Annotated in this window: 14 protein-coding genes; 1 reads left to right on the top strand and 13 read right to left on the bottom strand. The window is 68.4% G+C overall.

Features of this window, described 5'->3' with window-relative positions; all coding sequences use genetic code 11:
• Positions 1-467: 467 nt before the first annotated feature.
• The 4 genes from OG381_RS46285 to OG381_RS46270 form a co-directional block, all read right to left on the bottom strand.
• Entirely contained in the window at positions 468-2,030 is a 1,563-nt protein-coding gene (locus OG381_RS46285) for an alpha/beta hydrolase (RefSeq protein WP_327722000.1), read from the bottom strand.
• A gap of 697 nt (positions 2,031-2,727) precedes the next feature.
• Positions 2,728-2,850, bottom strand: a complete 123-nt coding sequence (locus OG381_RS46280) for a hypothetical protein (RefSeq protein WP_327721999.1) — start codon at positions 2,848-2,850, stop codon at positions 2,728-2,730.
• Positions 2,851-2,916: 66 nt separating this feature from the next.
• A complete protein-coding gene (locus tag OG381_RS46275) occupies positions 2,917-3,189 on the bottom strand; it encodes a hypothetical protein (protein ID WP_327721998.1) in 273 nt (90 codons plus the stop codon).
• Positions 3,189-3,422 carry a hypothetical protein gene (locus OG381_RS46270; protein WP_327721997.1) on the bottom strand — a complete coding sequence of 78 codons (234 nt, stop codon included), beginning with the start codon at positions 3,420-3,422 and terminating at the stop codon, positions 3,189-3,191. Before OG381_RS46270 ends, OG381_RS46275 begins: the two co-directional genes overlap by 1 nt.
• A gap of 715 nt (positions 3,423-4,137) precedes the next feature.
• Between OG381_RS46270 and OG381_RS46265 the strand changes: the two genes are divergently transcribed.
• The gene (locus OG381_RS46265; protein WP_327721996.1) at positions 4,138-4,341 is read left to right on the top strand and encodes a hypothetical protein; all 204 of its coding nucleotides are present in this window, start codon (positions 4,138-4,140) and stop codon (positions 4,339-4,341) included.
• Between the two features lie 131 nt (positions 4,342-4,472).
• On the opposite strand, the gene OG381_RS46260 is transcribed toward OG381_RS46265, so the two are convergent.
• The 9 genes from OG381_RS46260 to OG381_RS46215 form a co-directional block, all read right to left on the bottom strand.
• Positions 4,473-4,799 carry a nucleoside triphosphate pyrophosphohydrolase gene (locus OG381_RS46260; protein ID WP_327721995.1) on the bottom strand — a complete coding sequence of 109 codons (327 nt, stop codon included), beginning with the start codon at positions 4,797-4,799 and terminating at the stop codon, positions 4,473-4,475.
• A 539-nt stretch (positions 4,800-5,338) separates the two neighbouring features.
• A complete protein-coding gene (locus tag OG381_RS46255; protein WP_327721994.1) occupies positions 5,339-6,055 on the bottom strand; it encodes a SecDF P1 head subdomain-containing protein in 717 nt (238 codons plus the stop codon).
• Positions 6,052-6,600 (bottom strand): SigE family RNA polymerase sigma factor, encoded by a 549-nt coding sequence (locus OG381_RS46250; RefSeq protein WP_327721993.1) that lies wholly within the window; start codon positions 6,598-6,600, stop codon positions 6,052-6,054. The genes OG381_RS46255 and OG381_RS46250 overlap by 4 nt, the downstream gene beginning before the upstream one ends.
• A gap of 1,970 nt (positions 6,601-8,570) precedes the next feature.
• Complete coding sequence (locus OG381_RS46245) at positions 8,571-8,852, bottom strand: hypothetical protein (RefSeq protein WP_327721992.1); 282 nt, start codon at positions 8,850-8,852, stop codon at positions 8,571-8,573.
• An 832-nt stretch (positions 8,853-9,684) separates the two neighbouring features.
• Positions 9,685-10,557 (bottom strand): IS3 family transposase, encoded by an 873-nt coding sequence (locus tag OG381_RS46240; RefSeq protein WP_327721991.1) that lies wholly within the window; start codon positions 10,555-10,557, stop codon positions 9,685-9,687.
• Positions 10,554-10,853 (bottom strand): transposase, encoded by a 300-nt coding sequence (locus OG381_RS46235; protein WP_443062003.1) that lies wholly within the window; start codon positions 10,851-10,853, stop codon positions 10,554-10,556. The genes OG381_RS46240 and OG381_RS46235 overlap by 4 nt, the downstream gene beginning before the upstream one ends.
• Positions 10,854-10,934: 81 nt before the next feature.
• Positions 10,935-11,234 (bottom strand): hypothetical protein, encoded by a 300-nt coding sequence (locus tag OG381_RS46230; RefSeq protein ID WP_327721990.1) that lies wholly within the window; start codon positions 11,232-11,234, stop codon positions 10,935-10,937.
• A gap of 347 nt (positions 11,235-11,581) precedes the next feature.
• Positions 11,582-11,767: a hypothetical protein gene (locus tag OG381_RS46220; protein WP_443062002.1), complete on the bottom strand. Its 186-nt coding sequence runs from the start codon at positions 11,765-11,767 to the stop codon at positions 11,582-11,584.
• A 311-nt stretch (positions 11,768-12,078) separates the two neighbouring features.
• Positions 12,079-12,525, bottom strand: a complete 447-nt coding sequence (locus OG381_RS46215) for a DUF6086 family protein (RefSeq protein ID WP_327721989.1) — start codon at positions 12,523-12,525, stop codon at positions 12,079-12,081.
• Positions 12,526-12,835 lie beyond the last annotated feature (310 nt).

Raw genomic sequence — 12,835 nt, 5'->3', positions numbered from 1 at the left:
GGCTCTCACCAGGGCGCAACCCGGCCAGCGTGTGCGGGAGAGTCCTTCGACGACATCTCCGAAGCACCGCCTGCGGCCAGCAGCCCCGAAAAGGTCGTACGGCTGTGCACTCCAAATGGCAGGCCGAGCGAGGCGGCAGGGGTACGCACCGGTCGGCGGGTGAGTACGCGGACCGCCGACCGGCTGGTGCGGGCCGGTGCGACGGCTGGCTAAGCGTCCACGTTCCCGACCTGTCCCACGAGCGTGGATACCCTCACATGCTCGGTGAACCGCTCGTCCGCGGGGAGTGACTGCCGGATACGTTCGGCGAAGACGGCGTGGTCGGCACTGACCGCAGTCGGCTGTCTCTCGCCGGTCCAACTTCGGTGACACACCTCAAAGGTCGGTGATGACGGGCTATGGCCGTCGATTCTCGCGGGACTCGCAAGGGATGGAAGGGCAGTTGGCTGACGGCCGCCCGGCGAGCCTCAGGACATGCTGCCCCGGCACACCGTCCCCACGGCCGGAGCGCGGCCCGTGCGCAGGTATGTGTCGACCGCCTCAGCGACGCAGCGGTTCTGCGGGTATGTGCCGTGGCCCTCTTCCTCGGCCGTCAGAAGCACGCCGACACCGTCGCCCAGGGCGCGGGCCATGTGGCGGGCGCCGGGATATGGGGTGGTCGGGTCGCCGGTGCCGCCGACCACCAGGACGGGGGCCGCGCCGTTGGCGTTCACCTGGAGCGTGGCGCGTTCACCGTCGAACGGCCAGTCGTAGCAGAGGTAGACGCCGGTGGACCAGGCCGCGCCGAAGACGGGTGAGGCGGCTTTGATGCGGGCCTCGTCCCTGTCAAGGCGTTCGAAGCCAGGACGCAGGCTGGAGTCCGCGCAGGTGATCGCGATCCGGGCGGCGCGGCTGCTGTCGCGTGGGGACGTCGCGCGGTCGGCGGAGCCGATGTCATCCGCGCCCTTGCTCAGTGGACCGCCGTCATTGTGGTCGATCAGCGCGGTGAGCGCCTTGGCGAGCGGCGACCAGCCGTCTGTGCCGATGTCGAGATAGTCACTGACGGTGAGCGCGAGGTCGTCGGCGTCGAGGTTCCTTCCGCCGCCGGCCGGAGCGGGCGTCTTCTCCAGGCGGTCGGCCAGGCGTGTCATGCGCCGCGCGGCCTCCTCGGGCCCATCGCCGGTCGGGCAGTGGCGGATACGGGCCGCGCAGTGCGCAGCGAACCGGTCGAACGCCGCCTGGACCGCCTTGACCTGCGACACCTGCTCCTCGTTGAGGTCCTCGGTCGGATCGACGGACGCTTCGAGGACGAGCCGTCCGACGTGCGACGGGTACAGGTGGGCGTAGACCGCGCCGAGCGCCGTTCCGTACGAGACGCCGAAGTAGTGCAGCCGCTCGTCGCCGAGGAGGTAACGCATCAGGTCGAGGTCGCGGGCGGTGTGCGAGGTGCCGACGTACGGGAGGAGCGCCCCAGAGCGCTCGGCGCAGGCGTCGGCCCCGTCGTAGCCGGTGTCCTCCGCGTTCTTGCCGCAGCGCACGGGGATGGTCGCGCCAACGCCGCGCGGGTCGAAGGAGACCAGGTCGTAGCGGTCGAGGAGCGGCCTGTACTGGTTGAGGCGTTCGGGTAATCCGCTCACGCCGGATACGCCGGGGCCGCCGAAGTTGAGGACGAGCGAGCCGAGGCGCTGGGCGTTTGGACCGGTGGCCTTATGGCGGATCAGGGCGACGTCGATCGTCCTGCCACCTGGTTTCCGGTAGTCGAGGGGGGCCTTCATGGCGGCACAGTCGTAGCCCGTGCGCGCGGTGGGCGGCGAGCTGCAGCGAGACCAGCGGAGGTGCTGGGCGGTGGTAAGCGCGGTGGGCAGACCGGCGGGCGGATTGTTCGCGGTGAACTCCGTACGCGGCTGCGCACTCCGGCCGGGAGCGTCGTGCTGGAGCCAGGCGCCGATGGCCCCGATCGCGGCGAGGACGACCCCGGCGATGATGAGCGCACCAGCCGAGAGGCCCGGCCTGCGGCTCCGTAACGGATGTGCGTCACGTGCGTCACTCATCGAAATCCCCGCGCTCCCGCCCCTGGACGCCCGCCCCGTGCCCGCTTGCTCGTGTCCGTGACGTCGAATGAATGCAGAGTACAAGCCGTCTCCGACAGCAGCTCAGCTCCAGCCGAGGCACCTGGAACGCACCCCCTACGCCTTCCGCCAGAACTGCGTGATGTATTGCTCCACTCCCTCCGGCACACCTCGCGCGGCGAGTTCTGCGACCCGACTGCGTCCCGCGCTCACCACGCGCACTGACCATGTGCCCGGTCTATCCGACAACTCGATGCTGCCGGGCATCGGCCCGCCGGCCATGCTTCGAGCACGCAGTTTGCCCGATGAGCAGTGGATGCTGGCCTCGGCTGTCTTCTCCCACTCCCCAGCAGGGATGTCAGGCTCAGCGTCCCAAACCTCCACAGTGAGGCCGGCGGTATGCGTGTGCCCAGCACTGGTGAAATCCAGGCGCCCCGGACGAGCAGAGAGAAAGGCACCTCGTTCGAATCCGCCGGGGAAGCGGACCGGGACCTGTGTGTCATCCCAGTCCTGCAAGGCCCAGGCGCCGTAGTCGACCGCAACGGCCACCTCCTGCCGCCTGATCAATCTCGGCACGTCAACTCCTCACCTCGGACGAACTGGCCGTCGCTGTCCAGCAGCGCTGGACCACCATGATTGGGGGTCGCCCGGAATACGGTGCGTGCCTGCCGACGAGGCTTCAGCCGACGACACCAGCGATCCGGGCCTCACGTTCGTGGTCCTCGTCATCGAGCCCAGCGAGCTTCACGCGCTCCTCTTCGGCGGAAGCATCCGGCTTGACCTCGTCGGGGATGACTTCCACGACCACGGATCCTCAGCAAACCCCAGACGAACTCCATCGGCCTCACCGTGGTGGTGCGCGGCCCGGTCAGACCTCGATGTAGGCGACGACGACCACGGTGCGCAGGGTGGTGACGAAGTACAGGACGCGGACCTGGTCGACGTCGTCGGTGTACTCGCGCAGCCGCGGGCCGGCGGACGAGCCGGACAGGGGTTCGCCGATCTCAGGGTCGACGGAGAGCACGACCAGGACGCGGTCCAGAGCGTGCAGCTCCGCCTCGGACGTGATGGCTTCCAGCTGCTTGACGGCCGCGTCGGAGAACGCGATCCGGGCGCGGCGACCGCGGGAGTGAGGGGGCATCAGGCGACGGCCGGCCTCTGCTTGGCGAGGCGAGCCAGGTGCTGCTCACGCAGCTCTTCCCACGGGGTGCACTGTTCGGGGTCGGGGAGACCGTTGGTGGCGATGTCCTCGAGGACCGCGGCGAACTGGTCGGCCCTGGCGCGGGTTTGGGCCGCCTGCTCGCGCAGCGCGTCGGCGGCCGCGGGCTCCAGCGGCTGTCGGCCGTGGTCGGCGGGGGCCGACTGGTCACTCATGGGACCTCCCGGATGCGAGCTGGTGTCCTCCGCAACGGTATCGCTCAAGGGCGTACGGCGGGGTGCCCGATGGCACATCCGCGCCCCGCAGGCTCCGCGGTCCTGCGCTGACTCGGAAAAGACTGCGCCTGTCAGGCGTCTTCTCCTACGGTGAGCAGCCTGACCATCGGGCTGTACGGGGGCCGGGCGCATGGGCCGGGGCTACTCGTTGGTGACGTAGGGGGACATGGGTGGAGATCGAGCTGACGAAGGCTGCCGCTGTGGTGCGCAAATGAGCTGTTGGAGGCGGCCGCGGCGGGTGCGGGTGCGGATCTGACGATCAAGTTCGGTCCGGTGGAGCTGGAGTTCACGGCCTGACGGCGCGCGGATGCCAAGGTCGAGGCCGGGTTCAAGGCATGGGTGGTCAGTGGTCGCGCTGAGCGAGCTCGCCGGCCAGGGCTCGCCGCCCTGGCCCCAAGGGAGTATCAGCGCCATAAGATCGCGATGAGCCGCCAGGCCCCCTCTCCGGCCTCCCGGGCCGTGGCCGAGCACCTGACCGACCACCGCGACGCCCGCAGCGTCCGGGACACGGCTGCGGCCGCGCCGCCCACTACCGTTCGGCGGGCCTGCATGCCGAAGGGTTCGACCCTCACGACGACTTCGGCTGGCCTCGCCCCGATCGGACCGGCTTCGACCTGGTCACCTCGATGTTCGTCCTCAACGTGCTGCCCGACCCGTGGCAGCGGATCCAGGCGACGCGGCGCCCTTCGCCCACCACAGCTTCTGGTCCAGCCAGAACAAGGAAACCTTCCAACGCGGCATCGACCCGGGCGAGATCACGGCCCTCGCCCGCCGGGCCGGGCTCGCCCCCGCCGCCGGTGCCTTCGTGCTGCCGCTGCCCGGGATCTGCCATGCCGTTCTGACCAAGCCCCGGACGTAAACCCCGTACCGCCCAACGTCCCCAGCCGTCGGCATCCTGGTGCACGAAGCCGCGTACCAACCAACATCCCTAGCCGCATACGCAGTTGTGCACGAAGTCGTGGACCGACTCGTCGCTGACGATGGCCTGGGTCAGCGGTTGCCCGTCCAGACGATCCGGTCGGCGAAGCCGCCCCGCTCCCCCGCCTTGGCCTCACGCATCTTCTCCAGCTGATCCGCGTCGACCCCCAGGTCCGCGGCAAGCGCGCGCACGACCTCCAGCACGTCCGCGAGCTCCTCCAGCGCCGCGTCCTCATCCGCCTCAAGGAACTCGGCGACCTCCTCGCCGAGCTTGTCCCGCAACCGGCCGCGATATTCCTCCGGGCCCGCGGTGTAGGTGACCGGCTCGGCCCCGTCCGCCCGGATGATCTGCGGAATCCGGTCCCGCACCAACTTGCCGTGCCTGCTGTAGGGCTCCACCCGCGCTCACCCGCACCTGTCTTCGTGAGGGGGTCGCCGGACGCCGCCCCTTCATGCCGCCGCAGCCTAGAGAAGTCGCCTCCTCACTCGCCACGCGTACCGCCCATCCCACGCCTTCGGAGGGACCCCGTACCGCACCACCGGCCCGCTTCCGCCGCCCCCGCCCCCGCGGCGGGAGCGGGCGCCGAGTCCGTCCGACCGAAGGGGCAGCCCGCTGCTGCGGCGGGATGGTGGGCAGGGCGGTGACGCCCAGGCCGGTGTCCCTCGCGGTGAGGGTCTCATCCCGTTCGGCCTTGGCCTCGGCCCGAGTCCTCGCCAGCTGTTCGTTCATGACCGCGCAGGTGCCCACCGGCTCCGTCAGCTGCCGCTTCTCCCTGCGGACCCGCGCCAGCTCCTCCCGGAGCTTGCCGATCTCGGCCTCGGCCTTCTTGGCCGGCTCACTCTTGTGCCAGGCGGCCTTGAACTCCGCCTGGTAGCTGGCCATGAGCTTGTTCGGATACTTGTGTGTCTCCCTCGGCCAGGTTGACGTGCACCGGCGCTCAGTTCGGGTCCAGCCGGTGGGCAAGGTCGCGGGCGGTGGTGCCGGTGAGGTCTCCGACGTAGGGTCCGACGATCTCGATACGGCCGCCAGTGATCGACGACGTCACAGAAGGGGTGCCCCAGAGCTTGCCGTCGATGACGATGGCGATTTCGTTGCGTGGGACCGGGGCCGACGCGATGGAGCCGGTCAGGGCGGCGAAACGGGTCCGGTCCGCGGAGTCGAGGGTCACCTCGATGCGCCAGGTGCCGTCGGCACCGCTCTTGTCGGCCTTCGCGGAGGCGACCTGGACGTCGGTCATGCCGGTGGCTCGGTCGGCCTGGACGCAGAACTCCGGGTGGGTCGCGCTCGCGGGCACGGGGTAGCCGCCGCTGCCCGGGGCGCAGGCGTGCTCGTTGGACGAGGTGACCGGCAGAAAGGAGATCAGGGCGGCCTTCGCGGTGTTCGTGGTGACGCCCCCCGCGGCAGGCTGGCCCCCGTGGGCGCGCCGGGTCAGGCCGTCCGCGACGGCCACCCCGGCGGTGGCGACCGCGACGGCGGCGGCGATGCCGACACCGGCACGGGCCAGCCGCTGGCGCCGCCGGGCGATCCGCAACGCGCCGTCGGCCAGGCCGACCAGATGGGCGCCGGCGGCATCCCCGCCGCTCCCCCGGACCTGGGCGTGCAGGGCGTCGTGCAACGACGTTTCGTGCAGCAGGTGTTCGGTCGAGTCGTTCATGCGACGACGCCCCTTCCGGAGGCGGTGGAGGATGTGGCCGACTGCCCCGCCTCGGCCAAGGCGGTACGGAGAGAAACCAGGGCCTTGTGGGTCTGGCTGCGGACCGTCCCCTGGGCGACACCCAAAATCGCGGCGATCTCCGCGTCCGGTCGGTCCTCGAAGTAGCGCAGCACGACCACCGCACGCTGGCGCTTGGGCAGCCGCCGCAGCGCGGCCATGATGTCCTGCCGCTGGACCACGGTGTCGGCCCAGTCGACGCCCTGCGCGGACGGCTGGTCCGGCACGGTGTCGGTGACCGTCTCCCGTCCCCAGCTGCGCAGCCGGAAGCGGTCCACCTGGGCGTTGTAAAGCGCCCGGCGCACATAAATCTCCGGCTGCTCCCGGTCGCGCAGCTTCGACCAGCGCCGAGCGGTGGCCGCAAGCGCGGTCTGCAGCAGGTCCCGGCCCTGCTCCCAGTCCCCGGTGAGCAGGTAAGCCGTGTGCAGCAGCGATCTCGACCGTGCCGCCACGAACTCGCGGAACTGGCGTTCCTCGTCGGCGTTCAATGCGCCCTCCCTCGTTCCCCTGTAAAGACGGGCGCGGAAGCAGGATCGACTGCCCCGCCGGCCAGACTTTCTCGCCCCATAGCCCGCCGGGCTCCTCACGGGAGCGACGTGACGGCCACCTACGGTCAGATCATGGAGCCGACTTGACCCGGCACGCCGACACCTGCACAGCGCCCGAGCCCAGGATCGTCGGCCCGGACAACGGCCCGGGATTCGCCACCCTGCAGCAGCAAGTCCGCGCCGGCCAAGTCTCCTTCCCCCTTTCCCGGCGGAGGCGCGTTCCGCCCACGCCTGATCGACCGGTACCTCGCGGCAATGCAGGCGGCCAGCGCCGAGGCGCCGAACTGCAAAACGACATGTTCCAGCGAACCCGTGCGAGGTGCTGCCGAAGTTCCACAGGTTCTGCCTGAGCTCGACGATCCGGTGGTGCGGTGCGGAGGACGGCTCTGGCATGCTGTGCCGATGCAGCCATTCAGAAAGGACGATGCCGCGTAGACGGCCGTCACAGCTCCCCACCGCCAGCCGTTTCTCCCGGCAGCAGTCGCATGGAGCGTCAAAGCCCGGGTTCGCACGCGGTTCCGGCAAGCTCGCAGCCGCAGCCGCGCGTCTTGAACGAGACCGTCTGTGGCCAGGAGCAGTAGCTGAAGCCCTTCGACAATGGTCACGGATAGCGCATCATCCGAGACTTGCCCTTTCCGGTGGTTGCGGCTGCCCGCTCTGTCATCCCTCCTACTCGACCGATGAACGCGCAATCCTCGAACTCGCCCTCCACGCTCTACCCCCGCGAGCTGCCCGAGAACTGCGAGACATGGTCGAACCGCTCGATGAGCGCTTTGCCGCCAGTAGTTGGCCAGACCCGACTGCCTCACCCGACGAAGGCTGGTGGGCACGACGCTGTTGGGGGTGACGTCTGGACCTCACGGGATAGCCGGGCGTTCGTCCCTGTTGGCGATGCGGAAATCGCGGTACTTGTCGCAGACGATGCCCTGGTTGACCCAGCGATCGGGGCTCACACCAGGCTCGCTGCAGCCCCGGATGAGAGATGAGCTGTACTTCCTGGCGCCACTCTGTTCGGTGCTGCTGGCCCGACCGCGGCCAGTCGGTCCCTTCCCCAGATGCGACCGTGCGATACGCGTCAGTCAGGACTGACGCGGCAATGCAGCAGACGGATCTCGCCCGTCCACTACATCAACCCACGTGACTGCAGACCGAGACAGATCAACGCCCAGCAGCAACACCGTCTCCTCTTCACGCTCCATCCCGATGACCCACGGCGTTGGGGTCCCCTCCGGAGCCGTCAGCACGTAGTTGCGGCAGATCCCGTGAAAGGGAAGGCTCGAAATAGAGTCCGCGATCGGGTCTCCCGGATGTGAGTCCCGCAGCAGGGCCGCTATCTCGCCAACAAGATCAGGGAAGACGTCAGCCAGGCGTAGCGGGCTCTTCTCGGGACTCTTCCGGGACTCCATGACCCGAAGCATGTCAGGCCTCCCAGCCCACCTGCTTAGCAAAACGGCAGTGCGCACGAGGAGCGGCAAGCTAGGGCCAGAGGGCTGCGTCATCTGCGAGGTCAGAGGTGCCTTCGGAGCTTCCTGTAGGGCGGTCACAGCCCAGAGGGGGAGTTTGGCCGGCCTGGAGACGCTGGGGGCTGGCCCAACGGACAGCACCTGCCGACCGATCCAACGCCGCGCACGAGCGCGGTGACCGCCCACGAGCGCACCGGAGCTTGTACGTCCGTGGCGGCCCCTACGGTTCCTGAAGACCCCGGCCTCATCCGTTCGTTGGTGGCTGCGATGAGGACGGCCGCCTCGTCACGGACCGCGACCGTTGTCCGATCGCCTGGCGACGGCTCGGTGCCTCCTGAGACCGGTCGCTGAGCCCTTCGGGGTGTTGTCGGGTGATGCACGGCACTCACGAGGTCGTCGAGCCACACCAATCCACGACTCCACCAGGAGCGATCTGCTGGGCAAAGGTCAGAGCAGATCGCGTTCCATCACGTCCTCTGCCTCTTCCCAGGTGATGAAGGAACAAGCTCCCGTGCTCAGGTCGACAGCTACGGGCAGGTTCCCGCCGAGTTGCATGTCCTCACGTCCGTGATCGAGGTACTCGACATGGTCGTAGGGAGCGATGAACCGGTTCCCATCCGTGAAGCAGTACTCGGGGATGATCCTCACGTTGGAGGACATGCCCCATGTTCTGCTCTCCTCCACGAGGAACGCCCGGGCCCTGCGTCCGGCTTCTTCCGGGGTGAGCATGTCTGTTGGTCCTCACTACGTGGTAGTGGCGGTACTTCTTGTGGGCCGGATTGGCCGTACCCGAGTGGAAGTCGAGGACGACGACCTCGCATCGATGTTAATGACGTCGAAGTAGTGGCCCACACCCTTCTTCGGCCATGCTCCGACGATGGCCCGCGCGCCGGGTCCCCAGCGAAGCAATGTCGCTCACGATGACGTTCAGGCCGCCAACCTTTCGAAAAGGAAGGTCCGTCATCGTGGACACCACAGCACGCGTCAGCGGGAGGTCTGCCCCGGACACCCCGTTCGGATTCCGGCCAGCCATCACCTCGTCGCCTGCGGCGGCGCACAGTCCGCAGGTCCTTGTGCCGACCCCGTGGCTGTCGTGTTGCACCTACCTTCGGCGTCGGATGTACCAACCGGCCACCAACACGATGAGGATGGCAACGACGAAGGCCCACACGGTTGTTGCGCCGTGATACGAGCGGTAGGCAATCAGAGCAAGCATGTTCAGGCGGATACCCCGGGCGTGTGCCTTCAGCCGACCCGCGTCGCCGCCCTGTGCCGAATGCGTGCCGAAGGCGCCGCACGCATCCGGCCGTCGTCCGAAGGACACGAGGTCAGAGGGCGGGCGCTGGTGATCTCGCCAGGCCTCAACGCTCGGTCAGGCGGCGGAACTTCCCGTTGAAACTGCTCCCACAGGTCCTCCGACGCCATCCCATTGGAGAGGCGCGGCAGCCTTCGCCCCAGACGGCCGCAAGATCACACCAACTGAAATGACGTCACAGCGCCCGTGCACCAGCAGACAGTCACTGAGCTTGTTCCGCTTTGACGGACACCATCGGTGTGGTGGTCAGGCTGCGAGCGCGGTCTCGTATTCGGCGGGACTGCGGTAACCGAGGCTGCTGTGCAGTCGGTGCAAGTTGTACCAGCCTTCGATGAAGTCGAAGATGGCGGTGCGGGCGGCAGCCCGGCTGGGCCAGGGGCTCGTGTCGAGCAACTCCCGTTTGATGGTGGCGAAGAACGACTCGGCGAGCGCGTTGTCCCAGCACTGACCCGTGCGGCCGACGGACAGGCGGATGCCGAACTCTCGTGCCAGCGTGGCGAATTGCTGACTGGTGTACTGACAGCCGCGATCCGAGTGAAAGATCACCGGCCGGGCGGGGCGACGCTCGCGGCAGGCCGCCGTGAGGGCGTCGGCGACCAGCTCGGTCCGCAGGTGGTCGGCGGTGGACCAGCCGACCACGCGACGGGAGGCGATGTCGATGACGGTGGCCAGATACAGCCAGCCCTCGTCAGTGGCGACGTAGGTGATGTCACCGCACCAGCGGGTGTCGAGGCCGTCCGGGTCGGGAGCGAAGTTGCGGACGATGAGGTCGGGCCTGGAGGCGGCCCGCGGGTCGGGGATCGTCGTCAGCCGTCGTCGTCTGCGGTGGCGGCCCACAAGCCCGGCATCGCGCATCAGTCTCGCGACGCGGCGCCGTCCGCAGTCCTCGCCCTGTCGTTGCAGGGCGGCATGGACCCGCGGGACACCGTAGGTTCCACGGGACCGCTCATGGACTTCCGTGATCTTCTCGGTCAGCTCGGCGTCCCGGACCGCCCGCGGTCCCGGCTTGGCGGTGCGGCGGGCGTAGAAGGCGGTTCGGGAGACCTGCAGCAGTTCACACGCACGCTTGACGCTGTGACCACCATGCTTTTCCGCCTCGATGAACGGGTGCACCGTCACCGGGTCTCCTTCGCGAAGAAAGCCGTCGCACGCTTGAGGACCTCGACGTCCTCGCGCAGTCGGCGGTTCTCCCGCCGCAGCGCGGCCAGTTCCTCGCGTTCGCTGCTGGTCAGACCGTCGCGCTCGCCCGCGTCGACCTCGGCCTGGCTGACCCACAGCCGCACCGCCGTCTCGGTCAGGTCGAAGTCCCTGGCGATCTGACCGACCGAGCGGTCACCGCGCCGGCACAGCTCGACGATCTCGGCCTTGAACTCCGGCGTGAACGAGCGGCGAGGGCGTGGCTTCTTCTTCCCCATGCTCTCCATGATGGACATCCTCCCGGGGCAGAACCCCTGATCTCGGATGTCCGTCAAAGCGGATCAAGCCCACACGCTGTATCACCCCTCGTCCGGGTAGCCCCACTCCAAGTCGATGTGAGCCTCGGGCGCAGTGGCACGGATCGACTGGGTCACGTCGGTCTCGAACTGCTCGGACCACTTTGCGAACCCGCTGATGATGATCGGTCCGTTTTCGCTGCTCGTCATGACCTTGGGCGGGTTATGAAAGACGCCCACGTACATCCATGAATGGATTCCGTGCTCCTTGAAGGCCTCTTCCACTGTCACCCCCACTGCGTCGGCTTCCTCGGCGGAGGCAAGCTTCGTGATGTCCAGGTAGAGGTGGATGTTCACAGACATGCGCCCACCCTAGCCTCGACCGAGGACGGTCCGTCACACCCAGCGGTAGGCATCCGGCAGATCCGCTGCACGCCGAAGTCAGGGCGGCTGTGGGAGACGAAGTCCCAGCGGCAGGGACCCACTTCACCTCTCGGGCGAAAGAGCCGACTGCCTGGCGCTGGATCTCGCGCTCCAGCTGCCACTCCCGCTCGGCCCTTGAGCAGCGGGCGTTCTCCGCCCGCAGTGCCGGGCCAGCTCCTGTGCCGCGCTTACGCTGCCATCGCGGTCCTCGGGCGCGTGCGCCTGCCCGCGGTGTGCCGGGGACCGGGCCACGTCTCCGGGCCCCCTGCTGCCGGGCCCCTGGGGGGTCAGGCTGCCGACCGGAGCCCGGCGGGACGACTCCACAGAGCGGTCTCGAGCAGGGCCGGGGGCCGGTATTCCTGGTCGAGCGCGGTGACGTCGGTGCCCGGCGGGACGATGTCGTCGATCCGGTCGAGGAGTTCGTCGGACAGCTCGACGTCGGCCCCGGCCAGAAGGTCGTGGAGGTGGTCCATGGTGCGCGGGCCCAGGAGCGCGGCGCTGACGCCCGGGTGGGCGCTCTGGCACAGATCTTAGGGAACGGTCGCGGAGCGTCACTGCAGCAGGATCGTCCTGCGGAGTAGTTCGAATCCGGCACGTCCGTAGAGCTGCCTTTTGATCTTCTCGATTCGGTTCACGGCACCTTCCGTGCCACTGGAGCTCCAGTTCAGTGTCGATGAATGATCACCAAGCCCCTAGAGGACGTCTCAGTTGGGGGCAAGAGAGCGCGAACGGCAAGCTGACTCGGGGGGTTGGGTCGGCAAGGAGCGGTCTTGAGCTCACCTGCTCAGCGGGCCATCCGGCAGTCCATCTCCCGCGCCCGCGTGTCCAGGGCGGTGACGACGACGGCTGACGCGGTCCGGGGACCGCCGGGAACCTGCACGTCATGCTGGGCACCATCACACACATGGCCGGGCACCGGTTCGGGCATCTCCACATCGATTCCCGCGCGCCGCGCGAGGGCGACCGCCGTCGCCACGAACCCCTCGGAGAGCGCGAGGATCACGGAGTGCCTCGTCCGGCAGTGCCAGGCGACCAGGGCGCGTGCGTACTCCGCGTATACGGCCGGATCGACCTCGAGTGTGTCCGGGTCGCCCCAATGTTTCCCCTGGCCGATTCCCGAGGGCAGCTTGAGCTCCGCCTCAAAGACCTCGATCTGCCGTAGGAAGAGGCGGCCGGCACCGTTCGACGGGTTCCACAGCGTCTCGTCACCGATGTCGAAGTACATACTCATCGCCAGTCCCCCTGCTCAGCAGCCCCCGGCACAGGATAGAAGATCGGGCGGGTGGCAGGCACCCGGGTAAAACTGTGCCTTTGAGGGCCAAGGCTCGTTGCTCTGGCATGGGCATAGTTGAGCAGCTGGTACCAGACGGACTCTGGGAGATCTTCCAGGACATGGCACCAGAGCCACCTGTGCGCGCCCAGGGCGGTGGTCGGCGACGGTGTGACGACCGAGCGAACACAGCGACGCCCTAACCGATTTGTACATATCTAATCCTGATGTACAGGCATGCGGCCACAACCTGGGCGTATGCGTATCCACC

Origin of the sequence: Streptomyces sp. NBC_00490 (genome assembly GCF_036013645.1) — a bacterium.
In the GTDB taxonomy this organism is placed as follows: domain Bacteria; phylum Actinomycetota; class Actinomycetes; order Streptomycetales; family Streptomycetaceae; genus Streptomyces; species Streptomyces canus_F.
This window is presented reverse-complemented; position numbering and strand designations above follow the sequence as displayed.

Bases quoted from the DNA above. Each gene is read 5' to 3' on its own strand.
- OG381_RS46220 (WP_443062002.1), bottom strand. From the start codon at position 11,767: ATGGACCACCTCCACGACCTTCTGGCCGGGGCCGACGTCGAGCTGTCC.
- OG381_RS46270 (WP_327721997.1), bottom strand. From the start codon at position 3,422: ATGAGTGACCAGTCGGCCCCCGCCGACCACGGCCGACAGCCGCTGGAG.
- OG381_RS46230 (WP_327721990.1), bottom strand. From the start codon at position 11,234: ATGTCTGTGAACATCCACCTCTACCTGGACATCACGAAGCTTGCCTCC.
- OG381_RS46235 (WP_443062003.1), bottom strand. From the start codon at position 10,853: ATGGGGAAGAAGAAGCCACGCCCTCGCCGCTCGTTCACGCCGGAGTTC.
- OG381_RS46285 (WP_327722000.1), bottom strand. From the start codon at position 2,030: ATGAGTGACGCACGTGACGCACATCCGTTACGGAGCCGCAGGCCGGGC.
- OG381_RS46215 (WP_327721989.1), bottom strand. From the start codon at position 12,525: ATGAGTATGTACTTCGACATCGGTGACGAGACGCTGTGGAACCCGTCG.
- OG381_RS46255 (WP_327721994.1), bottom strand. From the start codon at position 6,055: ATGAACGACTCGACCGAACACCTGCTGCACGAAACGTCGTTGCACGAC.
- OG381_RS46275 (WP_327721998.1), bottom strand. From the start codon at position 3,189: ATGCCCCCTCACTCCCGCGGTCGCCGCGCCCGGATCGCGTTCTCCGAC.
- OG381_RS46245 (WP_327721992.1), bottom strand. From the start codon at position 8,852: ATGCTCACCCCGGAAGAAGCCGGACGCAGGGCCCGGGCGTTCCTCGTG.